The sequence below is a fragment of the Microbacterium sp. LS_15 genome (genome assembly GCF_041954735.1).
Taxonomy (GTDB): domain Bacteria; phylum Actinomycetota; class Actinomycetes; order Actinomycetales; family Microbacteriaceae; genus Microbacterium.
The window spans coordinates 248,918-273,045 of record NZ_JAVAYD010000001.1 but is presented as its reverse complement, the minus strand read 5'-3'; the positions used below and the strand labels follow the sequence as shown (position 1 = coordinate 273,045).

Below are 24,128 nucleotides of genomic sequence, written 5' to 3'. Positions count from 1 at the left end.
GGCGGTCACATCCTGAAGAGGCCGAAGCGGGGCTCGGGCAGCGGGGTGCGGGCGACGACGTCGAGTGCGAGACCGAGGAGGTCGCGGGTTCGCGCGGGATCGATGATGCCGTCGTCCCAGAGCCGAGCCGTCGCGTAGTACGGCTCGCCCTGCGTCTCGTACTGCTCGCGGATGGGCTGCTGGAAGGCGGAACGCTCATCGGCGCTCCACGACTCGCCTCGAGCGGCGAGCTGATCCTCCTTCACCGTGGCGAGGACGGACGCGGCCTGGGCGCCGCCCATGACGGAGATCCTGCTGGCCGGCCAGGTCCACAGGAACCGGGGAGAGTAGGCGCGTCCGCACATGGAGTAGTTGCCGGCGCCGAACGAGCCGCCGACGATCACGGTGAGCTTCGGCACCCTGGTGCTCGCGACGGCCGTCACCATCTTCGCGCCGTCCTTCGCGATGCCGCCGGCCTCGGCATCCGATCCGACCATGAAGCCGGTGATGTTCTGCAGGAACAGCAGGGGGATGCCGCGCTGGTCGCAGAGCTCGATGAAGTGGGCGCCCTTGAGAGCCGACTCGCTGAAGAGCACGCCGTTGTTGGCGACGATACCCACTGGGTGGCCGTGCAGCCGGGCGAAACCGGTGACGAGCGTGGTGCCGTACTCGGCCTTGAACTCGCGGAAGCTGTCTCCGTCGACGAGGCGGTCGATGATCACGTGCACGTCGTACGCCTCGTTCACATCGACCGGCACGACGTCGTACAACGAGCCGAGTTCGGAGGGGGGCCTGCTCTCGTGCACGTCCCATGCCGGTGCGGCAGGAGCGGGGAGCGTGGCGACGATGTCGCGGAGGATCTCGAGTGCGTGCTCGTCGTCGTCGGCGAGGTGGTCGACGACCCCGCTGCGGCGGGCGTGCAGTTCGCCGCCGCCGAGCTCCTCAGCCGTCACGACCTCGCCGATCGCGGCTTTCACGAGCGGCGGCCCGCCGAGGAAGATCGTCCCCTGGTTGCGGACGATGACGGTCTCATCGCTCATGGCCGGCACGTAGGCGCCGCCTGCGGTGCAGGAGCCGAGCACGGCGGCCAGCTGCGGGACGCCTTCCGCAGACATCCGCGCCTGGTTGTAGAAGATGCGGCCGAAGTGCTCGCGGTCGGGGAACACCTCGTCCTGCTTCGGCAGGAACGCACCGCCGGAGTCGACGAGGTAGAGGCAGGGCAGCCTGTTCTCGAGCGCGATCTCCTGCGCGCGCAGGTGCTTCTTCACGGTGAGGGGCAGATAGGTGCCGCCCTTGACGGTGGCGTCGTTGCAGACGACCATCACGTGCCGACCGTGGACGAGGCCGATGCCCGCGATCACACCGGCCCCAGGTGCTTCGCCGTCGTACAGACCGTCGGCGGCAAGCGGCGCGATCTCCACGAAGGGACTGCCCTCGTCGAGAAGCCGCGCGACGCGGTCTCTCGGGAGCAGCTTCCCCCGGGCGACGTGCCTCTGTCGCGAGGACTCCGATCCGCCGAGTGCGGCGGCCGCGAGGCGCTCGCGCAGTTCGTCGGCCAGGGCCTCCTGGGTTACGGGCATCGTGTTGTCCTCCTCGACCCACATCGCGCCTCGGTAACGATCTGGCGCGCTCGATGCGCTTTCGGTTAGTGTTCACTAACCGATGGGCTCAGGTTAGCGAGGATTAACTGAGATGACAACCCCTGTGACGGCTCGAGATCGAGCGAAAGCCGAGCGCTCCGACGCCATCCTCCGCGAGGCCGCGCGCCTCTTCGCCGAGCGCGGCTACAACGGCGTGAGCCTGGAAGACATCGGTGCGGCCGTCGGCGTGTCCGGCCCCGCCGTGTACCGCCACTTCGCGGGCAAGCAGGCTCTGCTGGGCGCCGTGCTGGTCAAGGTCAGCGACGACCTCGTCTCGGGTGGCACCGACGTCGCGGCGAAGGCCGCGGACGACGCGGAGAGGATGCGGGCGCTGATCGCGTTCCACGTGGAGTTCGCGCTCGGCCACGCCGACGTGATCCGCGTGCACGACCGCGACGTCGTACAACTCGCCGCGAGCGACCACGCCGAGGTCCGGCGCCTGCAGCGCGCCTACATCGAACTGTGGATCCGCACGCTCGCGCCCCTCGTCGATGCGGATTCCGACGAGCTGCGGCTGCGCGTGCAGGCCTGCTTCGGCCTCATCAACTCCACTCCGCACAGCACGCGGTCCGCGTCACGGCGCCGCTCCACCACCGCGTCGGTTCTCGGGGCGATGGCGGAGGCAGCGCTGCGTGCACCTAGCTGAACAGCATCGCGCGACCCGGCTCCTCCAGCACGTCGGCGACGTCTTTGAGGAAGCGCGCACCCTCCGCGCCGTCCACAAGCCGATGATCGAACGAGAGGCTCAGCGTCATCAGCTGCCGCAGCGCGATCTCACCGCGGTACTCCCAGGGCTGTCGCCGGACCGCACCGACCGCGAGGATGCCCGATTGCCCCGGCGGCAGGATCGGGGTGCCGGCGTCGACGCCGAACACGCCGATGTTCGAGATCGAGAAGGTGCCACCGGCGAGCTCGGCCGGTGATGTCTTGCCTGACCGTGCCGTGCTCGCCAGGGCGCCGATAGCGTCGGCCAGCTGCGTGAGCGTGAGCGACTGGGCCTCGCGGATGTGCGGGACGATGAGACCGCGGTCGGTCGCCGCGGCGATGCCGAGGTCGACGTACCCGTGCTCGACGATCTCGCCCGCCTGCTCGTCCCACCGGGAGTTGAGGCCCGGTGTGCGCGGCAGGGCCATGCACACGGCCTTGGCGACCACGGCCAGCGGTCCGATCCGATGCTCGGCCAGACGCCGATCCTCGCGCAGCGAGGCGACGAGGTCCATGGTCGCGGTCACATCGACCGTGTGGAAGACCGTGACGTGCGGCGCCGTGAACGCGCTCTGCACCATGGCGGCCGCCGTGTGTTTGCGGACTCCGCGGATCGGGATGCGCGTCTCGCGGTCCCGCGCACCGAGTCCGCCCGGACTGTCGGGCATCGCCGACGCGGGCATCGCCGACGCAGTCGTCGGCGGGGCCATGACCGGCGCCGCTCCGACGCGAGCCGCGTAGGCGTCGACGTCGGCACGCGTGATGAGCCGGTCACCGACCTCTACGGCGATCAGCACCAGGTCGACGCCGAGGCGCTTCGCGTGCGCGCGCACCGGCGGGGTGGAGCGCGGTCGCTCGACGACCGTCTCCGACGACAGCGAGGGCGTGGCGTCGTGCGGCGCCGCCTCGAGCACGGCGGTGTCGGCGGGCCGCGCCGCTCCCCCACGACGCGCGCGACGCGCGGGGCGACCGGATGCCGTCGGCGCCGCACCGTAGCCGACGAGGTTGGGCTGCGCCTTCTCCTCGGCCTCCGCGGTGGCGGGCTGCGCAGGCGCGGTCGCCGACGCATCCCCGCCTTCCACGTCGAAGGCGATGAGAGGCGCCCCGACGGCCACGGTCGCCCCCGCCTCGGCATGCAGAGTCGAGACGGTGCCCTCGTACGGCGAGGGCAGTTCGACGACGGCCTTCGCGGTCTCGACCTCGGCCAGTGTCTGGTTCAACGCGACGGGGTCGCCCGGGGAGACGAGCCACTGCACGACCTCGGCCTCGGTCAGGCCCTCGCCCAGGTCGGGAAGGCGGAACTCTGCGATCATGCGTCGGCCCCCGTCAGGCTGTTCGGTCGGTCCATGACCCGATCGACCGCGTCGAGCAGCCGGTCGAGGTCGGGGAGGTGGTGCTTCTCGAGCTTCGCGGGCGGGTACGGGATGTCGTGACCCGTCACCCGCAGCGGCGCCGACTCGAGGAATTCGAAGCAGCGCTCGGTGATGCTCGCGATGACCTCGGCAGCCACACCCGCCTCACGGGAGGCCTCGTGCGCGACGACCACGCGTCCCGTCTTGCGCACCGATGCGGCCACGGAGTCGTAGTCGACGGGCGACAGCGACCGCAGGTCTATCACCTCGAGCGACACGCCCTCGTCCTCCGCGGCATCGGCGGCCTGCAGCGCGGTGCCCACCATCGCCCCGTAGGTGATGAGCGTGGCGTCCGTGCCTGGTCTCACGACGCGCGCGAGTCCCATCGGCGCAGCGTCCGCGAGGGGCGCCTCGAGGTCGACCTCGCCCTTGTGGTGGTACAGGCGCTTGGGCTCGAAGAAGATCACCGGGTCGTCGCTCGCGATCGCCTGTCGCAGGCTGCGATAGGCGTCTTCCGGATTCGAGACGGCGATCACGCGCAAGCCAGCCGTGTGAACGAAGTACGCCTCGGGCGACTCCGAGTGATGTTCGGCGGCGCCGATGCCACCCGCCCACGGGATGCGGATCGTGATCGGCATCCTCACCCGTCCCTGGGTGCGGTAGTGCAGCTTCGCGACCTGCGCGACGATTTGATCGAACGCCGGGTACACGAAACCGTCGAACTGGATCTCGACGACCGGGCGGTATCCGCGGAACGCGAGTCCGACCGCCATCCCGACGATGCCGGACTCCGCCAGCGGGGTGTCGATGACGCGCGCGGCCCCGAACTCGTCGAGCAGCCCGTCGGTGATGCGGAAGACCCCACCGAGCTTCCCGATGTCCTCGCCGAGCAGCACGACCCTGTCGTCGTCGCGCATCGCCTGACGCAGTCCGGCTCCGAGAGCCTTCCCGAGAGTGAGCTCCGCCACGATCAGACCTCGCCCTCGAACGTCGAGAGGTACGCCGCGTACTCGTCGCGCTGGCGCTCGAGGCCGGCGTGCGGCTCGGCGTACACGCGGTCGAAGACCGCGAGCGGCTCACGGGTGACCATGCCGAGGCACTCCGCCCGCATCTCCTTCGCCACCGCATCCGCGGCGGCCTGCGTCTCGGCGAGATGCTCGTCGCCCAGCTCGCCAATCCCCCGCAGGTAGGTCTCCAGACGGGCGATCGGGTCGCGGTCGCGCCACGCGTCGAGCTCCTCGGCCGGGCGGTATCTCGTCGGGTCGTCGGCCGTGGTGTGCGGCCCCATCCGGTACGTGACGGCCTCGATGTAGGCGGGGCCCTTGCCCGACCGAGCGTGGTCGAGCGCCCACCGCATCGCAGCCAGGCAGGCCAGCACATCGTTGCCGTCCACCCGCAGGCTGGGGATGCCGAAGCCCGGCGCCCGCCCAGCGAGGGGGTACTGCGACTGCAGCGCCACCGGCTCCGAGATCGCCCAGTGGTTGTTCTGACACACGAAGACGACGGGCGCCTGGTACGACGCGGCGAAGATCATCGCCTCGTTCACGTCGCCCTGGCTCGTCGCGCCGTCGCCGAAGTAGGTGACGGCCACCTCGTCGGATCCCTCGTGACGGATGCCGAGGGCATACCCGACCGCGTGCAGCGACTGCGCCCCGATGATGATCTGCAGCGGCGCGACGCGGAGTGCTCCAGGGTCGTGCCCGGCACCCTCCTCACCCCGCCACATGCGCACGTAGTCGCCGGGCTTGGCGCCGCGCGCGTAGATGACGCCGGTCTCCCGGTAACTCGGGAACACGTAGTCCTGCGGGTCCAGAGCCCGTGCCGTGCCGATCTGCGTGGCCTCCTGCCCCCGGCACGGCGCCCAGAGACCGAGCTGGCCCTGACGCTGGAGGGCGACGCCCTCCGTGTCGATACGGCGGAGCACGACCATGTCCCGGAGCAGCGAGCGCAGCTGCGCGGGGTCGACGTCCGCGACGAAGCGGTCGAGCTGCGGGTGCGGGATCCGCGCGCCGTCGGGGGTCAGGAGGCGCTCGACGAGCTCCAGATCCTGCGCGGTGTCGGCGATCGGGGTGATCTGCGGTGACATCATCGTCCTCCTCATTCGCGGCGTCCTCGTGGGGCGCGGCACGCGGGGCCGGCATCGTCACCGGCTAACCAGAGCGTACGTCTGCTCATCACCTCGCTCAAGCAATGAGAGAACGCTTGAGCATGTTGCTCAATTCAGCGGAATACTGCCCTGCTACTCTTTGGCACTATGGCTGGCCTCGACCGTATCGATCTGGAACTCCTCGCCGCGCTCGCCGATGATCCGCGAGTCACAATCGTGGCGCTCGCCGAGAATCTCGGCCTCTCGCGCAACACCATCCAGGCGCGCATGGCGCGTCTCGAGCAGACCGGCGTCTTCCTCTCCTACGAGAGGTCGTTCTCCACCGATGTGCTCGGATTCCCCCTGCAGGCGTTCGTCAGCATCGGCGTGCGTCAGACCGAGCTGCCGCGCATCATCAACGAGCTCGCGCGCATCCCCGAGGTGGTGCAGGCGCACGGTCTCAGCGGCTCCATCGACCTGCTCGCGCGGGTCGCGTGCCGCGACGCCCGTCACCTGTTCGACACCGACGCCCGCATCCTGTCGATCGAGGGGGTCGAGCGCACCGAGACGTCACTCGCCATGGGCGAGGTCATCCCGTTCCGGGTCGCCGGGCTCATCGGGCTCGCGAGACGGGAATCCTGAGGAAGCGACGGATCGCGCCGGCGGCCTCGGCCGGCGTCTCGTAGTGGATCAGATGCCCCACATGGGCGATCTCGACGAGCTCCGCCTCGGGGAAGCGCTGCACCAGCTCCCGCTCGACCTCGATCGGCGTGATGTCGTCGCGTTGCGCCGCGATCAGCAGTGTCGGGACGTCGATGGACGAGGCGAACTGGCTCACGTCGTGCGAGACGCTCGCGACGAAGGCGTCCCGCAGCACGTCGCGGTCGGCGAAGCGCGAGAAATACGTGTCGTGCTGATCGTGGATGAATCGTCGCAGTGCCGGGTCGGAGGTCTTCGCCATGGCGATGCTCATGATCCGGACGATCAGCCCGTTCCTCAGCAGCGCGGTGCCGAGCCGTTCCGGCAGCTTCGCGCCCAGCGCGTAGTAGAGCACCGCGAGGCGCGTCATGACGCCCTTCGGACCCTCCAGCGCGGGCGCACCGATCGGGTTGATCAGGATCAGCTTCGGGGTCGAGAGGCCTGACGCGACGGCGGCGGAGGTGACGATCGAGCCGAAGGAGTGGCCGAGGATGACGGCTCCGGGGGCGACCTGCGCGGCGAAATCACTCAACCACGCGGCGTACTCGTCGAGGTCGTACGTCTTCCCGGGGACGGGAGCCGACTCGCCGAAACCCGGCAGGTCGGGAGCGACGACCCTGGCCTCCGGCAGGAAGGCGAGCACGGACTCGAGGCCGTGGTGCTCACCGCGGAACCCGTGCACCGCGATCACGGTGACCTCGGCGTCTGCCGGACCGTACACCCAGTAGGCGGTGGCCGCCCCGCGCACCTCGACGGCGTGCCGCTCCACCGGGAGTCGGCTCAGGCGATCGGCGTACGGCGACGGGACGGTCATGGCTCAAGTCTACGGATGCCGGGGAGCGCTCCCGTGTCCTTGCCGACCGATGTCGGTGGCCGGCTCTACCGTGATCCCATGCCCCGCGACGCCCCGATCCCCGAGTGGATCACGCGCGTCGGGGTGTTCGATCTGGAGACGACCGGCGTCGACGTCGAGAGCGACCGCATCGTGACCGCGCACGTCGGCCTGCTCGACGCGCACGGTGTCGAGATCGCCGCCCGCACCTGGATGGCCGATCCCGGCATCCCCATCCCCGACGGTGCGACGGCCGTGCACGGGATCACGACCGCGCACGCGCGCGCTCACGGCCGCCCCGCGTCCGAGGTCGTCGCGCAGGTCTCCTCCGCGCTCGCCTCACTGCTCGCACAGGGGGTTCCGCTCGTCGCCTACAACGCCTCGTACGACTTCTCGCTGCTCGCGCACGAGTCCACACGCCACGGCATCCCGGTGCTCGAGAACCCGTCCCCCGTCATCGACCCCCTCATCATCGACAAGGCTTATGATCGATATCGGCCCGGTAAGCGCACGTTGCAAGTCGTCGCAGCGCATTACGCGGTGCCCCTCGAGGATGCGCACGATGCTTCCGCCGATGCCGTCGCGGCCGGTCGCATCGCCCAGGCGCTGGCCCGACAGTTCGTGCTTCCCGTGACGCTCAGCGAGCTCCACGCGAGGCAGATCGGCTGGGCCCGCTCCCAGGCGGCGAGCCTCACTGAGTACTTCATCCGCATCGGCCGCATCGATCCCGAAGACACCATCGACGGGACGTGGCCGGTGCGCCCCCACAGCGCGCTCCTGAGAGAGGATCTCCCCCGTGCGTCTTCATACCCGTGACGTCGCCCTCGTCGAGGCCACCTGGCAGCAGTACGTCCCCTCGGCGATCCTGCACGACGTCGACCCGCAGCGGTTCCGGTTCGACTGGCACTCGGAAGAGCTCACCGGCATGAGCGTCATCCGCTACGAACTCGCCGCGCAGGTCCACTGCACAGCCGAACCCCAGGACCAGTTCCTCGCCTGCCGTGTGCACGCGCGCGACGTCCGCATGAACTCGAGCCGATCCGACCTCGACCCGACCCGCCCCTGGTTCACGGACGGCCCGCGCGTGGATGCGCACTGGGAAGAGGGCGCTCACGTCACCGCGCTGGCTTTCGACCGCGAGCCGCTCGAGGCTCTGGCACGGCGCATCACCGGCGACGACGCGATGGCGCTCCACGTCACCGACCTCTCTCCATCGACGGCCGCGGCGGCTGAGGCGTGGGACCGGATGTTCGATTACGTCGAGCGCAGCATCGAGGCCCTCGATACCGGCGACGTGCTGCTTCGCGCTGAACTCGCCCGCCACGCGGCGACCACCACGCTGTCGTCGTTCTCCACGACCATCCTGAACAGGCGGTCACGCTCGCCGCAGACCGCGCCGGCGCCCGTGACGGTCCGACGCGCGCTCGCGTTCATCGCCGAGAACGCCCACCGGCCGATCACGATCGACGACGTGGCGGCCGCCGTGCACATCTCGACGCGCGGTCTGCAGTACGCATTCCGCCGTGCGCTGGATGTCACACCTGCGGAATGCCTGAGGCAGGCGCGCCTCGACGGCGCGCACCGCGAACTGCGATCGGGAGTCCCCACGACGGTGGCTGCGATCGCGCGACGATGGGGATTCGCGCACCCGTCGCGCTTCGCCGCTGCCTACCGTGAGGCATTCGGGGTGTTGCCGTCCGTGACGGCGGCGAAGCATCGCCGATGACATCAGGCGAACACCCTGTTCGCTTCACTGGCGTGGCGGACGTCGACCGCGCGAAGCACGTTTTCCGAGAGCCTAGATTCCGAGATATGGGTTCTCTGTACTACGGCGACTCCGAGCCGATCCAGATCGACGACCGCGCTCTCGCGCACCTCAAAGTCGTCGTCGCCACGAAGCTCCGGCGCAACGAGAGCTTCACCCTCAGCTGGCGTCACCCCGACGGTCAGCCCAACGGCCGCTCCACCATCTGGCTCCACCCCTCGATCCCGCTGCGCTTCGTCTTCCAAGAACCGGAGACCCCCGAGCTGAGCCGGCGATGGATCGAGGATCTCGCGCACTCCGCGAATTCCAGCGGTGGCATCACTCTCGTCGACGAGCACCTCGAAACCCCGGAACCGATCGAAGCCGGCCCCGGGGCTCTCGAGTCCGCAGCGGACTGATCCGCGTCAGATCACATCGCGCTCGACGACCGTGTCGCGACGACCGCGACGGGCGACGAGCAGGACCAGGCCGATGATGAAGACGAGCGCACCCGCCGCCATCAGGATGTAGCCGACCATGTCGAGATCGACCCAGTCGAGCTGGATGTTGAGGGCGAACACGAGGATCGCTCCGATCACGAAGAGCACGACGCCGGTGCCGATGGTCATGATGCCTCCTAGATTCCGCACGAGCCGGACAGGGTGAGCCCGGCCGTTCCGTGCTTCACAGTGCCAGCCCGTGCATCACCGGGACAAGGCCTTGACATGCTCGTACCTGCGCGAATTCGACGGTAGGGCGGGCGGGACTTGAACCCGCGATCGTTGGGTTATGAGCCCACTGCCTTAACCAGCTTGGCCACCGCCCCGTGAGCACCAGCCTAGCGGGCGGGTGCGATCACACCGGAGACGCGTCCTCGTGCGTCCGCAGGTGCCCGAGGTAGATGTCTGCGTTGGCGATGAGTCCCTCGCGCTCCTCCTCGGTGAGGGCTCGCCGCACCTTCGCCGGCACTCCTGCGACGAGCGACCCGTCCGGAACCTCCGTGCCGCTCAGCACGACCGCCCCGCCGGCGATCAGGCATCCGGCGCCGATCACAGCGCCGCTCAGCACCACTGCCCCCATGCCGATCAGCGACCCGTCGCCGATCGTGCATCCGTGCACGACCGCGTTGTGCCCGATCGACACCTTCGCGCCGACCCGGACCGGGTGGCCGGAATCGACGTGCACGGAGACGTTGTCCTGCACGTTGCTGCCCGCGCCGATGAGGATCTCCGCCGAGTCCGCCCTGAGCACGGCGTTGTACCAGACGCTCGCACCCGGCTCGATCCGCACGTCGCCCACGAGGCGCGCTCCGTCGGCGACGAACGTCGCCTGGGCGATCGAGGGGACCTTGTCGCCGAGGGCGAGGACGGATGCTCCAGCTGCGATGCTCATAAGGCGAGACTACCCTCACAAGCCCGGATTTCCGCGTGATTCCGGGCCGCTAAGCCGAGCCTTCGCTTGCTTGCGGAATGAATCCAGACGAGTAGCGTTGTCATCATCAGGCAGAAGAACCACCTCCCGGAGGAGTCACGATGAGCAAGGCACAGACCGTTCCCACCACCGCCAGCGACCCGACCGTCGCGGCCGCAGCCGCCCAGTTCCTCTCCCCCGTCGTCCTCGGCCTCCAAGCCCTCACGATCAACGGCAAGCAGGCTCACTGGCACGTCCGCGGTGCGAACTTCGTCGGCGTGCACGAGCTGCTCGACACGATCGTCGCCCACGCCGGCGACTTCGCCGACACCGCCGCGGAGCGCATCGTCGCTCTCGGCCTCCCCATCGACGCGCGCGTCAGCACGGTCGCAGGCAAGGCGGGCGACACGTCCGTTCCGGCCGGCTTCACGCAGTCCGACGAGCTGGTCCGCGCCGTCATCACCGACATCGACGCGATCCTCGTCGACCTGAAGGCCGCGATCGACGGTCTGGACGAGGTCGACCTCACGAGCCAGGACGTCGCGATCGAGATCATGCGCGGCCTCGAGAAGGACCGCTGGTTCCTCGTCTCGCACATCGCCGCGTAATCAGGCAGAAGAGGAAGGGCACCGGGAGCGATCCCGGTGCCCTTCGTCGTTCTCTCGGTGCCGACGGCGATGACGCTCAGCCTCGATGGGTGAGACGCCCGCCGAGAAGCGTCGCGACGACGGGCATCCGCCGCAGCGTCGTGCCGTCGGCGGAGCGAGGGTCGGCGCCGCACAGCACGAGGTCGGCGACTTCGCCAGGTCGCGTCGACGATCGCACGCTGGCGCCGAGCGCCTCGTCGAACCGCAGTGCCTCTTCCGGGTGCCAGGGTGCGCGCTCGTCGTCCGTTCGTGCGACGGCCGCCGAGATGGCCTGCCAGGGATCCAGAGGTGCGACCGGCGCGTCCGACCCGAATCGCAGCTCCACTCCTGCGTCTCGCAGGGCGCGCAGCGGATAGCCGATCGACGTCTGCGACGACCAGTGGGTACCGACGATGTCGCGATCATCGAGTGCGTGCTGGGGCTGCACGCTGGCGGTGACCCCGAGCCGACCGAAGCGCGCGAGGTCGGCGTGGCGCACCAGCTGTGCGTGCTCGATCGTGCCCACCGCCCCCGATGCCGTGAAGGCGTCGAGAGCGGCTGTCACGGCGCGATCGCCGATGGCGTGCACGGCGACACCCAGCCCCGCACCGGTCGCGGTGGTCAGGAGCTCGGTGAGCTCGGCCGGCGGCACCGTCAGCACTCCGTAGTTCGCGGGGTCGTCCGGGTACGCGTGCGAGCAGGCAGCCGTGCGGGTGCCGAGCGATCCGTCGCTGATGATCTTCAGCGGCCCGACGTGCACGAGGCCGCGCCCTGCCTCCGGGGCGTCCGCGAGCTCATGAGTCTCGCCGGTCCGCAACCCCGCGCCGATCGCCCGGTCGAGGTCGAACGGATACACGGCGAATTCGACGCGGTGCGCGGCGAATCCGGCCATGACCCGACGCGGCCAGGCATCGGCGTTCCAGGCCATGTCGAAGTCGACGAGTCCGGTGAGTCCTCGCGCAGCGGCCTGCACTCCTGCCGCGGCGACAGTACGGTCGCCGTGGGCGGGATCGGCGGCATTGAGCCGCCGCGAGATCTCGAAGGCATCGGCTTCGCGGAGCACTCCGTCGACGGCGTCGAACCCCTCCCGGCGCAGGGCCGCCGAGTTCAGCCAGGTGCTGTGCACGTCCGCGTTGATGAGGTACGTCGGCACGACGCCCGTCGCCGCATCGAGGAGAGCGAGGGTCGGCTGGTCCGGCCACAGTGCATCGCGGAATCCGCTGCCGACGCGGCGTCCGTCGGGCAGCGGGGCCGCCTGGGACATGATCCGCGCCGCCTCTGCCGCAGAGGAGGCCTCGCCGAGCGGCGTGCGCTGCGATTCGAGTGCCCACTGCACGGTGTGCACGTGGTTGTCCCAGAGGCCGGGGACGACCCATGCGCCGTCACCGTCGAGCACCTCCCCCCGGGCGGGCACCGCGCCGGCCGGGGCGATGTCGACGATCCGCCCGTCATCCAGGAAGACGTCGACGGGTTCCTCGTCGATGAGGAACTCGCGACCGGGGCCTGCGATCCGCACCGAGGCGACGGTCCCGACGACCTCTCCCACCGCCGCGCTCACCGGGTCGCGTCCGCGCGGGCGTCCCGTGCCCGTCGCATCTCGGCGGCGAGCTCCGGGTGCGTGTACGGCCCGCCGCTCTCCAGCGCCTCGATGACGGCATTCACCGTCTCCGCCGGCTTGTTCTGGCTGAGCTTGCGCTTCGCGACGACGCGGGTCGGGGTGAGCCGAAAGCCCACGGTGCCCGAGGCGAGGCGGGTGACGAACGCCGGGTCGTTGGGGCGCTCCCACATGCGGCGGGGGTCCGGCATCCATCCTTCGAACCGGTCGACGAGTCGATCGAGCACGGCGAGGTTCTCCTCGTCGTCGAGGATCTCCGGGATCCCGGCGAGGTGCACGGCCGTGTAGTTCCAGGTCGGCACCGCCTGCACGTCGCCGTACCACCCCGGGGAGATGTAGCCGTGCGGCCCCTGGAACACCACCAGCAGCTCCCGCTCCCCCATGCCGTGGATCAGGTCGTCGGGACGACCGACGTGGCCGACGATCGTCAAGTCGTCGCGGTCCTCGTCGAGCAGGACGACGTAGTGCGACGAGACCAGTCCGTCTGGGCCGTTGCTGACGATCGTGGCCCACGGATTCGCGTCGACGATACGACGGATCTCATCGACGTCCGCGAGGGTGAAGCTAGGATTCTGACGCATCCCCCCAGCCTATGACCGCCGCGTCACGCCTGGCAGCGAGGACACCAGTAGAGCTTGCGCGCGCCGATCTCCTCGAGAGCGATCTCGGTGCCGCAGACCCGGCAGGGCAGGCCGGCGCGGTGATAGACCCAGTGTCGGTCGTCGCGACTCGCCATGGCTGCGCGGTAGGCCTCGGGCGAGAGGTCGTCCATCGTCATCATCTGCCCGGTCTCGACGCCGATCGCCAGCAGACGCACCCAGTCGCGCCACAGCGCGCGCACGACATCCTCCGGCACCTGCTTGCCCGGGGTGTGCGGATTCAGGCGCTGCCGGAACAGCATCTCGGCGCGGTAGACGTTGCCGATCCCGCTGACGACCGACTGGTCCATGAGCAGCAGGGCGATCACGGTCTGCGTCTTGCGCACCGCGCGCACGAAGCGCTCCTCGTTCTCCACCGGGTCGCCGACGAGCGGGTCGGGGCCGAGCTTCGCGATGGTCGCCAGCATCTCGTCGGGCGTCTGCAGCACGCAGGCCGTCGGCCCCCGCAGATCCGCCGCCGTGATGTCGGTCATCAGGCGCAGACGCACCTGCCCGACGACCGGAGGCGGCCACTCCACGTCGTCTCCGAGTCCTTTGGTCTGCTCCGACATGCGCACGTGCACGCGCGTGCGTCGCGGCGCGCCGATGGACGAGAGCGAGTTCTCCCCCGCGTCGTCGAGGATGGGCTCGTCGAGCACGGTGCCGCGCTGGTTGGTCTGCCCCATGCGCCCGTTCGCCGAGGCGATCGTCGGATCGACGACGATCTCGCCCGCGAAGTCCCACGCTCCGTACAGCCCGAGGTGCACGCGCAGCCAGACGTCGCCCTCCGCCTCGAGGAACATCTGCTTCCCCACGGCCTGGACGCTCACGGCCTCGCGACCGTCGAGGATCGCCGCCCCTTCGGCGAACCGGCCCTGCGGACTCGACGCCGACATGGCCTTGCCGACGAAGTTGCGATCGAACTGCCGCGCGATCCGGTGGACGGAGTGACCCTCGGGCATCTCAGGCCCGCGGGTCCGGGAGCAGCGAGCCGTCGCGCTCGAAGTCGGCGATCTGGGCGATGCGGCGCACGTGGCGTTCCTCGTCCGAGAAGGGGGTGGCGATGAACGTGTCGATGAACGACGTCACCTCGTCGAACGTGTGCTGACGCGCTCCGATCGAGATCACGTTGGCGTCGTTGTGCTGGCGCGCGAGCTCTGCCGTCGAGATGTTCCAGACGAGCGCGGCGCGCACGCCCTGCACCTTGTTCGCGGCGATCTGCTCGCCGTTGCCCGAGCCGCCGAACACCACTCCGAGCGTCTCGATGCCTGCGGCCTGGTCGGCGACCACGGCTCGGGCGGCGCGGATGCAGAAGGCCGGGTAGTCGTCGAGCGCGTCGTACTCCACCGGGCCGTGGTCGACGACCTCGTGTCCTGCGGCGCGCAGGTGATCCTGCAGCTGCGTCGAGAAGTCGAGACCGGCGTGATCGGTGGCGATGTGGATGCGCATGGCTCCCATCCTAGGATCGGCCGCCGACGTGCGACATCACGGTGCGACGCCGGCCGCGGCCGGCTTGAACCCCGCGCGGATGTTCTCGCAGCATCCCGGTCGGCAGACGTCGAAGCCGCCGGGTAGGGAGGTGACGTGCGGCCGGTCCTCGTTGGGGCGCCCTTCGAGACGCTCCTCGATGAGGTCGACGATCCCGGCGACGAACGACGGGGCCACGCCGGGCGTCGGCGTGCGGGTGAACGCGAGTCCCGCTTCTTCCGCCGCTTCGGCGGCCTCGGTGTCGAGGTCCCAGAGCACCTCCATGTGATCGCTCATGAAGCCCACGGGCACGACGGCCACCGCCTTGCGTCCTCGCGACGACAGCTCGCCGATCACGTCGCACACGTCGGGCTCGAGCCACGGCTGGGAGGCGGGGCCGGAGCGCGACTGGTAGACGAGCTCCCACGAGACGTCGGCCGCGGCCGGCACGGTGGCTCGCACCCGGTCCATGACCCAGGCGGCGACCGCGAGGTGCTGCGCGGCGTACGCGCCGCCCTCGCCCCAGTCGATGTCGCGGGCTCCGGAGCGCTGGGCGTCCTCCGTGGGGATGCTGTGGGTCGAGAAGAGGATCTGGATGTCGGATGCCGCGATGCCCTGGCCGAGGAACGACTCGACGGCCTCGCGGACGCCCGTCTCGAACGACTCGACGAAGCCGGGGTGGTCGTAGAAGGGACGGATCTTGTCGATCGTGACGGTCTCGCCGAGGCCCGTCTCCTGCAGCACCCTGGCGAAGTCCTCGCGGTACTGACGGCAGCTCGAGAAGGAGCTGTACGCGCTCGTCGCGAACGCGAGGAGCGTCGTGTGGCCGGCGTCGGCCGCCTCGGTCACGACCTCTTCCAGATACGGGCTCCAGTTGCGGTTGCCCCAGTACACCGGCAGGTCGATGCCCCGCCGCTTCAGCTCTCCCTCCAGGGCCTCCTTGAGGATGCGGTTCTGACCGTTGATCGGGCTCACGCCGCCGAAGTGGCGGTAGTGGTGCGCGACCTCCTCGAGGCGCTCGTCGGGGATGCCGCGGCCCCGGGTGACGTTGCGCAGGAACGGGATGACGTCGTCCTGCCCCTCTGGTCCTCCGAAGCCCGCGAGCAGGATGCCGTCGTACGCGACCGGCGTGGTCACGAAGGGTGCTCCGCTCGCGGCGGCGGCTGAGGCAAAGGGGACGGTGTTCGGCTCGATCGCAGTCACCCCTCCATCCTTTCACCTCCCGGACGTGAGACAGGCCGGGATGCTGGCGTAGGCTGTCATGGTTGCCGTGGGCGCCAACTGCGCCGGGTTGCGGTGACATCCCCTCACCCCTGGGAGTACAGCTGTGCCTGGAGAGAACCTCACCCGTATCGAAGCGCAGGAGCGCCGCGACGTCATCGATACCCAGTCGTACGAGGTGTCGCTCGACCTCACCAAGGGCGCCGAGGTCTTCGGTTCCCGCAGCGTCGTGCGCTTCTCGGCGACCCCCGAGAGCTTCACGTTCATCGACCTGATCGCGCGCGAGGTGCGCGAGATCTCCCTCAACGGCGAGCAGCTCGACCCCGATGAGGTCTTCGCCGACTCGCGCATCGCGCTCTCCGGCCTGCAGGCCGAGAACGTCCTGGTGGTCGACGCCGACTGCCTGTACACGAACACCGGCGAGGGTCTGCACCGCTTCGTCGACCCGGTCGACGGCGAGGTCTACCTGTACTCGCAGTTCGAGGTCCCCGACTCCCGCCGCGTCTTCGCGGTGTTCGAGCAGCCCGACCTCAAGGCGACGTTCCAGTTCACGATCACGGCACCCGCCGCGTGGAAGGTCGTCTCCAACTCCCCCACGCCCGAACCGATCCTGCACGACGACAGCTCGATCGCCACGTGGGGCTTCGAGCCCACTCCGCGTATCTCCTCGTACATCACGGCCCTGATCGCCGGCCCCTATGAGGCGACCTTCTCGGAGCTGACGAGCGCATCGGGCCGCGTCATCCCGCTCGGCGTCTACGGACGGAAGAGCCTGTGGCAGCACCTCGACGCCGACTACATCTTCGACAAGACCCGCGAGGGCTTCGCCTACTACGAGTCGAAGTTCGGCGTCCCGTACCCGTTCGCCAAGTACGACCAGCTCTTCGTCCCGGAGTTCAACGCCGGGGCCATGGAGAACGCGGGCGCCGTCACCTTCACCGAGACCTACGTCTTCCGCAGCAAGGTGACGGATGCCGTCAAGGAGCGCCGCGTCGTCACGATCCTGCATGAGCTCGCTCACATGTGGTTCGGCGACCTCGTCACCATGAAGTGGTGGAACGACCTCTGGCTCAACGAGTCGTTCGCCGAGTGGGCGTCGACCATCGCGACGGCCGAGGCCACCGAGTGGACCGAGGCATGGACGACCTTCAACGCCATGGAGAAGACCTGGGCGTACCGTCAGGACCAGCTGCCGTCGACGCACCCGATCGTCGCCGAGATCAACGACCTCGAAGACGTGCAGGTCAACTTCGACGGCATCACCTATGCGAAGGGCGGATCCGTCCTCAAGCAGCTCGCGGCGTGGGTCGGGATCGAGCAGTTCTTCGCCGGTGTCTCGCAGTACTTCCAGAAGCACTCCTGGGGCAACACCGAGCTCAGCGACCTGCTCACCGAGCTCGAGGCGACCAGCGGTCGCGAGCTGAGCACCTGGTCGAAGAAGTGGCTGGAGACCGCGGGTGTGAACACGCTCGAGCCGTTCATCGTCGAGGATTCCGACGGCACGATCTCGCGCTTCGCCGTGACGCAGACCGCGCCGGCGGACTACCCCACGATCCGCCCGCACCGGCTGGGCATCGGGTTCTACTCGCTGCGGGACGGCTCTCTCGTGCGCGTGCACTACGTCGAGGTCGACGTCGACGGCGACCGCACCGAGGTGCCCGAGCTGCAGGGACTCAAGCGTCCCGACCTCGTGCTCCTGAACGACAACGACCTCGCCTACGCGAAGATCCGCCTCGACGAGCGCTCGCTCGCCACCGCGATCGCGCACCTCGCCGACATCAGCGAGCCCCTTCCGCGCTCGCTGGTCTGGGGCGCGGCCTGGGACCAGACGCGGGATGCCGAGACGGCAGCATCGGACTACATCGACCTCGTGCTCGGCAACATCGGCCGCGAGACGGAGTCGACCACGGTGCGCACCACGCTCGCTCAGCTCCGCTCGGCCGCGACGCTGTACGTCTCCCCCGATCAGCGCGAGGCTGCCCGTCAGAAGGTCGCCGACGGGCTGTGGGCGCTCGCCGAGGGCGCGGAGTCGGGCAGCGACAGCCAGCTGCAGTTCGTGACCGCGTTCGCCGGCTCGCTCGTCACCCCCGAGCACGCCGGCATCGTCGGTCGACTCCGCTCGGGCGAGGAGACGCTGCCCGGCCTCGAGATCGACGCCGACCTCAACTGGCAGCTGCTCGTGGGGCTCGCGACCATCGGAGCGACGGATGCTGCGGCGATCGACGCGGCACTGGCCGCCGACAACACGGCCAAGGGTGCGGAGTTCGCGGCGCAGGCGCGTGCAGCTCTTCCCGATATCGCCTCGAAGCGCGCGGCCTGGGCCTCGCTGATCGAGCGCGACGACGCTCCCAACACCATCGTGCGCTCTGCCGCGCTCGGATTCGTGCACCCGGCCGGGGTCGACGCGCTCCGCGAGTTCGTCCAGCCCTACTTCGACATGCTCGTGCCGATCTGGGAGTCGCGGACGTATCAGATCGCGCAGTACCTGGTCGTGGGGCTTTTCCCGACCGCGATCGCCGATGTCGCGCTCCGCGACGCGACCCGCGCCTGGCTGGCGGAGCACCAGGACGCCGCACCCGCCCTGCGCCGCCTCGTGATGGAGAACCTCGCCGACGTCGAGCGGGCACTCGCCGCGCAGTCGCGCGACGCCGACGACTGACGCTCAGCGGATCGAAGGCCTCAGCGCGGTGCGTCCAGCCCGCGCTGAGGCCTTCTCGCTACCCTGGAAGGGATGATTCCCCTGCCTTCCGAAGTCACTCCCCCGCCCGAAGAAGTCGTCCCCTCGGCTGAGTGGACCGAGTTCGTGCGCGTGCTCGGCGAGATCGGCATGAAAGCCCTGAACGTCGCGATCATCATCGTCGCCTGCGTCCTGATCGCCCTCGTGCTGCGCGTGGTCATCCGTCGCGTCGTGCACCGCATCGTCGACACGGCAAAGAACAAGGCCGCCGTCGACGACACGCAAGCACTGGAGAGGTCGCCGCTCGCCGACATGCGACTCGTGCAGCGCACGCGCACCCTCGGCACGATCCTGCAGAACATCGTCAACGTCATGCTCGTCGTGATCGCCGTCGTCCTCGTGGTCAATGCGCTGGACAACAGCCTGCTCGGCTCCCTCACGCTGCTCACCGCCGCAGTCGGCGCCGGTCTCGGCTTCGGCGCGCAGAACATCGTCAAAGACGTCCTGAACGGCATGTTCATCGTCGCCGAGGACCAGATCGGCATCGGCGACGTCGTGGACCTCGGCCTGGCGTCGGGCGTGGTGGAGTATGTGAGCGTGCGCATCACGCAGGTGCGCGACGTCAACGGCACGCTCTGGTACGTCCGCAACGGCGAGGTCACCCGGATCGGCAACATGTCGCAGGGATGGGCACGAGCGATCATCGACATCGGCGTGCCCCTGGACGCCGATCTGGATCGGGTCGAGCAGGTCATGCTGGAGACCGCGCAGGGACTCGCCAAGGATCCGAAATGGCGGACGCGCATCATCGAGAAGCCGGAGCTGTGGGGTCTCGAGTCGATCGGCGGAGAGGCGCTCGTCGTGCGGATCGTCATCAAGGCGCGTGCGAACGCGAAGGACGACGTGGCGCAGGAGCTGCGCAAGCGTCTCCGCACCGCGCTGCGGGAGAACGAGATCGACCTGCCGAGCATGGCGACCGTCGTCCCGACCGGACTGGACGGCGCCCGCCGAGTGCGGGGTGCGAACCCGCCGAAGACGCGCCCCAACGCGGTCACGGGAGTGCCCGTCATCCCCGACCGCGGGATCTGGCGACGCAAGAAGCAGCAGAACGACGACGGGAGCACCCAGAAGTGACCTTCTACGACGAGGTCGGCGGACGTGAGACGTTCGCGAAGATCGTGTCGGTCTTCTACCGCGAGGTCGCGCTCGACCCCGTGCTGAAGGCGATGTACCCGGAGGAGGACCTGGGCCCGGCCGAGGAGCGTCTCCTGCTGTTCCTCGAGCAGTACTGGGGTGGTCCGACGACCTATGGCGAGACACGCGGTCACCCGCGGCTGCGGATGAGACACATGCCCTTCCGGGTCAATCCGGACGCCCGTGATCGTTGGCTGCAGCATATGCGCACGGCCGTGGACGAGGCGCAGTTGTCGCCTCTGCACGAATCGACGCTCTGGGACTACCTGGAGCGCGCCGCATATGCCATGGTGAACACGTTCGAGCCCTCCGGTATCGGCACCTCAGCCGACGGCCGTCCGACGCTCGAGACCCGATCGCGTCAGGAATCAACGGAGAGCACATGACGACGAAGACCCTGTCCGCAGATGTCCTGGTGATCGGATGGGGGCTCGCCGGTCTCGTCGCAGCGAGTGAAGCGCTGGATGCCGGCAAGCGCGTCGTCATCGTCGATCAGGAGCCGCGCACGAACCTCGGTGGGCAGGCGTGGTGGTCGTTCGGGGGCCTCTTCTTCGTCGACTCCCCCGAGCAGCGGCGCATGGGCATCCGCGACTCCCTCGCCCTCGCGACGCAGGACTGGTTCGGCACCGCCGGCTTCGACCGGCCGGAGGACGAATGGCCGCGCCGGTGGGCGGAGGCGTACCTGCAGTTCGCGGCGGGTGAGAAGCGCGCGTGGCTGCGCGAGCGGGGTGTCGGCTTCTTCCCGGTCGTGGGCTGGGCGGAACGCGGCGGGTACGGCGCACTCGGCCCTGGCAACTCCGTGCCGCGGTTCCACATCACGTGGGGTACGGGCCCGGGCATCGTCGCGCCGTTCGCCGCGGCCGTCGAGCAGGGCGAACGCGACGGCCACCTCACCGTCCTCCCCCGCCATCGGGTGACCGAGCTCGCGACGACCGATGGAGCGGTGACCGGCGCACGCGGCAGCATCCTGTCGTCCAGCGCCGCGGAGCGCGGCGTGCCGTCCTCACGCGACGTCATCGGCGACTTCGACATCACGGCTGCCGCCACCATCGTCAGCTCGGGCGGGATCGGCGGGAACCACGACCTCGTGCGCGCGGCATGGCCGTCACGACTCGGAACTCCGCCGGAGCACATGCTCACCGGCGTGCCCGCGTACGTGGACGGATCGATGCAGCAGGTCAGCGCCGCTGCCGGCGCTCGGCTCATCAACGGCGATCGCATGTGGCACTACGTCGAGGGCATCACGAACTGGGACCCGGTGTGGCCGTCGCACGGCATCCGGATCCTTCCCGGTCCGTCGTCCCTCTGGGTGGACGCCACGGGCACGCGGCTGCCCGGGCCGCTCTACCCCGGCTTCGACACGCTCGGCACGCTCGCTCACCTGCGTCGGACCGGACACGACCACTCCTGGTTCATCACGTCGCGCCAGATCGTGGAGAAGGAGTTCGCGCTGTCGGGGAGCGAGCAGAACCCCGACCTCACCGGCAAGGACGTCGGATTGCTCCTGCGATCACGGTTGGCGAAGGGACCGACCGGCCCCGTGCAGGCGTTCCTCGACGAGGGCGAGGACTTCATCGTCGAGAACGACCTGGACTCGCTGCTCGAGCAGATGCAGCAGCATCCCGGCGGCGACCTGCTCGACATCGATCACGTCCGTCGCGAGGTCGTCGCCCGTGACCGCGAGATGGAGAACGACTTCACGAAGGATGCGCAGATCGGGATGCTGCGCTCGATGCGCGGCTATCGGGGCGATCGCCTCATCCGCACGGCAGCGCCCCATCGCCTCCAGGATCCGGCGGCGGGACCGATGATCGCGGTGAAGCTCCACGTCCTCACCCGCAAGTCGCTGGGAGGGATCACCACCGACCTCGACGGTCGAGCCCTCGATGCGGACGGCGCGCCGATCCCCGGGCTGTACGCCGCGGGCGAGGCCAGCGGATTCGGCGGCGGCGGCGTGCACGGTTACCGGGCGCTCGAGGGGACGTTCCTCGGCGGCTGCCTGTTCTCGGGACGTCAGACGGGGAGAGCGGCGTCGCGCTGAGGATGGCCGTCGCCGGGCGGGCCGTCCAGCGGGGCGCCGTCCAGCGGGGCGCCGTCCGACGGGTCAGTCGCCGGAGCCGGTCCCGCGCACCGCGGTGAGCCCGATCGCGGCGGGGCCGCGAGTCAGCACGTGCCCCCGGCGGAAGGCCAATCGCGTCCAGCGACCGGACCGCATGACAGCGACGTCCTCCTCGCCGGAGATGAAGCCGAAGGCATCGGCGGCGAAGGCCACGCCCCTCGGAAGCCCGAGCAGGTCGTCCTCCGGCTCGCCCCAGATCGCGGCGCGCAGAGCGCGGACGGCCTCCTCGCCCGCACCGTCGGTCGCACCTCGGGCGACGGCGCTGATCCCCCACTGCGCTCGTTGCGCGACGGTGGATGCCGCGATGCTCCCGATCCGCTCCCAGTCGGCGCGGGGCGGAGCGATGCCTGCCCATGCCGGGGAGAGCCCGGTCTCGGGAAGGTCGAGCATCCGCTCGTCGTCGGTCGCGGTGAGCGAGGCCACCACGATGTCGCAGACCAGCTCGGGGTCGGCGTGGACGACGCGCATTCCGAGCACGGTCGGGGTGTGGTCGAAGAGCCCCTGCGGGGCGAGAGCAGCCGCGGTCAGGGCGAGGACTCCGCCGTTCGCCTGCAGTCGGACGCCCTCATCGGAGATGCGGCCGGCCCGCCCGACGAACGTCAGGACGTCCTTGGCGGTGGGGGCATCGGCGAGGACGAGCTGCGAGGACACACCCTCTAAACTATCAAGGCCAGCGGACGCCCCGGCCGCTGCGGAGGGATGTCATGACCGCTGATTCGCACGCGATCCGCACTGTCGAGCAGCTCCTGGAGGTGCTCGACCTCGATGACACCCGGGCTCGCACCACGGAGGACATCTTCACGGGTCGTTCGCACCCGATGCCCTCTGGGCGGATCTACGGCGGACAGGTGCTCGCGCAGAGTCTGCTCGCTGCGGAACGCACTCTGCCCGAGGACCGGGCGGCGCACTCGATGCACGGCTACTTCCTGCGCCCGGGTGACGCGAGCCAGGGCCTCACGATCGCAGTGGACCGCATTCATGACGGTCGATCCTTCTCGACGCGGCGTTCGCAGGCGTACCAGAACGGCGTGCCGATCTTCTCGATGATCGCGTCGTTCCAGGACGAGGGGCCCGGTGTGGAGCATTCGGCTCCCATGCCGTCCGACGTGCCGGATCCCGAGAGCCTCCTCCCTGACGAGGAGCGGGTCGACGGGCTGCCCGCGGGCACGTCTCGGATGCTGAGCGACCGTGCGGCCGACGTGCGTCACGTCGAGGGCCCGCTGTTCCTGCCCGGTGACGACTCGCAGGTGCCCGAGCAGGGCGTGTGGATGAGGATGCGGGCACCTCTGCCCGACGACCCCCGCATCCACCGGGCAGCCCTCGCGTATCTGAGCGACATGACGATCCAGGAGTCGATCCTGCGCGCGCATGGCCTGTACTGGGCCCTTCCCGGCCTCAAGGTCGCCAGCCTCGACCACGCGATGTGGTGGCATCGACCCGCGCGCGTGGACGAGTGGCTCCTGTACGTGCAGGAGTCGCCCAACGCCCGCGGTGGTCGTGGGCTCGCGCAGGGCCGGATCTTCACCCGCGACGGCGAGCTGGTGGCCTCGGTCGCTCAGGAGATCATGGTGCGGGTGCCCGAGCAGGCGTGAGACAGCCACGACCGCGTGTCGGTCGGCGACGTCGCAGACCGCTCAGCGGTGCGCGTACTCGATGGACGGGCCGACGAACGGCTCCCAGGCGTCGCGCATCTCCTGCGTGAGACGGGTGGGTCGTCCACTGCCGGCGTCGACGAGCACGATGACCGCGGTCGATCGCGCGTAGATCGTGCGCGGCTCCGCGGCGGGGTCGTTGTGGACCTCGTAGCAGACCTCGACGCTGGACCCGCCGAGCTTGCCGAACCACATCTGCACCTCGAGGGGACGCCGCTGGTATGGCACCGGAGCGAGGTACTCGATCTCCTGCCGCGCGATGAGCGTGAGCACGCCCTCGTCGATGCCGGAGTCGAGCACCGCCGTCGAGGGCGCCTGCTCCCCTGGGCCCGCCCGCCAGAACGCTCGCACACGTGCTTCCTCGAGCAGCTTGAGCATCGAGGTGTTGTTGACGTGATTGAACGCATCCAGATCCCCCCAGCGGAGGTGGATCGGGATGTGCAGGCGGGGCCCGGGTGCGTGCTCGGTCATC

25 protein-coding genes and 1 tRNA gene are annotated in these 24,128 nt (G+C 69.5%); 11 read left to right on the top strand and 15 right to left on the bottom strand.

What is annotated here, in order from left to right:
- Window positions 1–5: 5 nt before the first annotated feature.
- A complete protein-coding gene (locus RAC69_RS01355) occupies window positions 6–1,583 on the bottom strand; it encodes a carboxyl transferase domain-containing protein (protein ID WP_375084607.1) in 1,578 nt (525 codons plus the stop codon).
- A gap of 88 nt (window positions 1,584–1,671) precedes the next feature.
- Here RAC69_RS01355 and RAC69_RS01350 point away from each other — a divergent pair, with 88 nt between their 5' ends.
- Window positions 1,672–2,265: a TetR/AcrR family transcriptional regulator gene (locus tag RAC69_RS01350; RefSeq protein ID WP_375080874.1), complete on the top strand. Its 594-nt coding sequence runs from the start codon at window positions 1,672–1,674 to the stop codon at window positions 2,263–2,265.
- Here RAC69_RS01350 and RAC69_RS01345 read toward each other — a convergent pair.
- The 3 genes from RAC69_RS01345 to pdhA are packed head-to-tail and all read right to left on the bottom strand — an operon-like array spanning window position 2,258 to window position 5,762.
- Window positions 2,258–3,637 (bottom strand): dihydrolipoamide acetyltransferase family protein, encoded by a 1,380-nt coding sequence (locus RAC69_RS01345; protein WP_375084605.1) that lies wholly within the window; start codon window positions 3,635–3,637, stop codon window positions 2,258–2,260. The two genes, RAC69_RS01350 and RAC69_RS01345, sit on opposite strands and share 8 nt — an antisense overlap.
- The gene (locus RAC69_RS01340; RefSeq protein WP_375084603.1) at window positions 3,634–4,644 is read right to left on the bottom strand and encodes an alpha-ketoacid dehydrogenase subunit beta; all 1,011 of its coding nucleotides are present in this window, start codon (window positions 4,642–4,644) and stop codon (window positions 3,634–3,636) included. The genes RAC69_RS01345 and RAC69_RS01340 overlap by 4 nt, the downstream gene beginning before the upstream one ends.
- 2 nt (window positions 4,645–4,646) lie before the next feature.
- Window positions 4,647–5,762 (bottom strand): pyruvate dehydrogenase (acetyl-transferring) E1 component subunit alpha, encoded by a 1,116-nt coding sequence (gene pdhA, locus RAC69_RS01335; protein ID WP_375084601.1) that lies wholly within the window; start codon window positions 5,760–5,762, stop codon window positions 4,647–4,649.
- Window positions 5,763–5,930: 168 nt separating this feature from the next.
- Here pdhA and RAC69_RS01330 point away from each other — a divergent pair, with 168 nt between their 5' ends.
- Window positions 5,931–6,404, top strand: a complete 474-nt coding sequence (locus RAC69_RS01330) for an Lrp/AsnC family transcriptional regulator (protein WP_375084599.1) — start codon at window positions 5,931–5,933, stop codon at window positions 6,402–6,404.
- On the opposite strand, the gene RAC69_RS01325 is transcribed toward RAC69_RS01330, so the two are convergent.
- A complete protein-coding gene (locus RAC69_RS01325) occupies window positions 6,376–7,275 on the bottom strand; it encodes an alpha/beta fold hydrolase (protein ID WP_375084598.1) in 900 nt (299 codons plus the stop codon). The two genes, RAC69_RS01330 and RAC69_RS01325, sit on opposite strands and share 29 nt — an antisense overlap.
- Window positions 7,276–7,353: 78 nt before the next feature.
- Between RAC69_RS01325 and RAC69_RS01320 the strand changes: the two genes are divergently transcribed.
- The 3 genes from RAC69_RS01320 (at window position 7,354) to RAC69_RS01310 (ending at window position 9,456) form a co-directional block, all read left to right on the top strand.
- Complete coding sequence (locus tag RAC69_RS01320) at window positions 7,354–8,109, top strand: 3'-5' exonuclease (RefSeq protein ID WP_375084597.1); 756 nt, start codon at window positions 7,354–7,356, stop codon at window positions 8,107–8,109.
- A complete protein-coding gene (locus tag RAC69_RS01315; protein ID WP_375084595.1) occupies window positions 8,090–9,019 on the top strand; it encodes a helix-turn-helix transcriptional regulator in 930 nt (309 codons plus the stop codon). The genes RAC69_RS01320 and RAC69_RS01315 overlap by 20 nt, the downstream gene beginning before the upstream one ends.
- 86 nt (window positions 9,020–9,105) lie before the next feature.
- Window positions 9,106–9,456, top strand: coding sequence for a hypothetical protein (locus RAC69_RS01310; RefSeq protein WP_375084593.1), 351 nt, complete (start codon window positions 9,106–9,108; stop codon window positions 9,454–9,456).
- Between the two features lie 6 nt (window positions 9,457–9,462).
- Here RAC69_RS01310 and RAC69_RS01305 read toward each other — a convergent pair whose 3' ends face one another.
- The 3 genes from RAC69_RS01305 to RAC69_RS01295 all read right to left on the bottom strand — a co-directional run bounded on the left by RAC69_RS01305 (window position 9,463) and on the right by RAC69_RS01295 (window position 10,429).
- On the bottom strand, window positions 9,463–9,666 hold the full coding sequence (locus tag RAC69_RS01305) for a DUF6458 family protein (protein WP_341934533.1): 204 nt from the start codon (window positions 9,664–9,666) through the stop codon (window positions 9,463–9,465).
- A 123-nt stretch (window positions 9,667–9,789) separates the two neighbouring features.
- Window positions 9,790–9,863: transfer RNA gene (locus RAC69_RS01300), tRNA-Ile, on the bottom strand.
- 29 nt (window positions 9,864–9,892) lie between these two features.
- A complete protein-coding gene (locus tag RAC69_RS01295) occupies window positions 9,893–10,429 on the bottom strand; it encodes a gamma carbonic anhydrase family protein (protein WP_375084591.1) in 537 nt (178 codons plus the stop codon).
- 140 nt (window positions 10,430–10,569) lie between these two features.
- Here RAC69_RS01295 and RAC69_RS01290 point away from each other — a divergent pair, with 140 nt between their 5' ends.
- Window positions 10,570–11,055, top strand: coding sequence for a DNA starvation/stationary phase protection protein (locus RAC69_RS01290; RefSeq protein WP_341934535.1), 486 nt, complete (start codon window positions 10,570–10,572; stop codon window positions 11,053–11,055).
- Window positions 11,056–11,131: 76 nt separating this feature from the next.
- Here the strand turns inward: RAC69_RS01290 and RAC69_RS01285 are convergent, their stop codons facing one another.
- From RAC69_RS01285 to RAC69_RS01265, 5 genes are read right to left on the bottom strand one after another with little or no spacing between them, the layout of a single operon-like run.
- Window positions 11,132–12,631, bottom strand: coding sequence for an amidohydrolase (locus tag RAC69_RS01285; protein WP_375084590.1), 1,500 nt, complete (start codon window positions 12,629–12,631; stop codon window positions 11,132–11,134).
- A complete protein-coding gene (locus tag RAC69_RS01280; RefSeq protein ID WP_375084588.1) occupies window positions 12,628–13,269 on the bottom strand; it encodes an FMN-binding negative transcriptional regulator in 642 nt (213 codons plus the stop codon). Before RAC69_RS01280 ends, RAC69_RS01285 begins: the two co-directional genes overlap by 4 nt.
- Before the next feature lie 23 nt (window positions 13,270–13,292).
- On the bottom strand, window positions 13,293–14,288 hold the full coding sequence (locus RAC69_RS01275; protein WP_375084586.1) for an Fpg/Nei family DNA glycosylase: 996 nt from the start codon (window positions 14,286–14,288) through the stop codon (window positions 13,293–13,295).
- Window position 14,289: 1 nt separating this feature from the next.
- Window positions 14,290–14,775 (bottom strand): ribose-5-phosphate isomerase, encoded by a 486-nt coding sequence (locus RAC69_RS01270; protein WP_375084584.1) that lies wholly within the window; start codon window positions 14,773–14,775, stop codon window positions 14,290–14,292.
- Between the two features lie 36 nt (window positions 14,776–14,811).
- Entirely contained in the window at window positions 14,812–15,996 is a 1,185-nt protein-coding gene (locus RAC69_RS01265) for a ferrochelatase (protein ID WP_375084582.1), read from the bottom strand.
- A gap of 124 nt (window positions 15,997–16,120) precedes the next feature.
- Between RAC69_RS01265 and pepN the strand changes: the two genes are divergently transcribed.
- From pepN to RAC69_RS01245, 4 genes are all read left to right on the top strand, one after another.
- Entirely contained in the window at window positions 16,121–18,673 is a 2,553-nt protein-coding gene (gene pepN / locus RAC69_RS01260; protein ID WP_375084580.1) for an aminopeptidase N, read from the top strand.
- Window positions 18,674–18,745: 72 nt separating this feature from the next.
- Window positions 18,746–19,825 carry a mechanosensitive ion channel family protein gene (locus RAC69_RS01255; protein ID WP_375084578.1) on the top strand — a complete coding sequence of 360 codons (1,080 nt, stop codon included), beginning with the start codon at window positions 18,746–18,748 and terminating at the stop codon, window positions 19,823–19,825.
- Window positions 19,822–20,271: a globin gene (locus RAC69_RS01250; protein WP_375084576.1), complete on the top strand. Its 450-nt coding sequence runs from the start codon at window positions 19,822–19,824 to the stop codon at window positions 20,269–20,271. Before RAC69_RS01255 ends, RAC69_RS01250 begins: the two co-directional genes overlap by 4 nt.
- On the top strand, window positions 20,268–21,926 hold the full coding sequence (locus RAC69_RS01245) for an FAD-binding dehydrogenase (RefSeq protein ID WP_375084574.1): 1,659 nt from the start codon (window positions 20,268–20,270) through the stop codon (window positions 21,924–21,926). The genes RAC69_RS01250 and RAC69_RS01245 overlap by 4 nt, the downstream gene beginning before the upstream one ends.
- 63 nt (window positions 21,927–21,989) lie before the next feature.
- On the opposite strand, the gene RAC69_RS01240 is transcribed toward RAC69_RS01245, so the two are convergent.
- Window positions 21,990–22,655, bottom strand: a complete 666-nt coding sequence (locus RAC69_RS01240; RefSeq protein ID WP_341934543.1) for a hypothetical protein — start codon at window positions 22,653–22,655, stop codon at window positions 21,990–21,992.
- A gap of 53 nt (window positions 22,656–22,708) precedes the next feature.
- Here RAC69_RS01240 and RAC69_RS01235 point away from each other — a divergent pair, with 53 nt between their 5' ends.
- Window positions 22,709–23,596, top strand: a complete 888-nt coding sequence (locus RAC69_RS01235) for an acyl-CoA thioesterase (protein ID WP_375084572.1) — start codon at window positions 22,709–22,711, stop codon at window positions 23,594–23,596.
- 42 nt (window positions 23,597–23,638) lie between these two features.
- On the opposite strand, the gene RAC69_RS01230 is transcribed toward RAC69_RS01235, so the two are convergent.
- Window positions 23,639–24,127 carry a thioesterase family protein gene (locus RAC69_RS01230; protein WP_341934545.1) on the bottom strand — a complete coding sequence of 163 codons (489 nt, stop codon included), beginning with the start codon at window positions 24,125–24,127 and terminating at the stop codon, window positions 23,639–23,641.
- Window position 24,128: the final 1 nt, after the last annotated feature.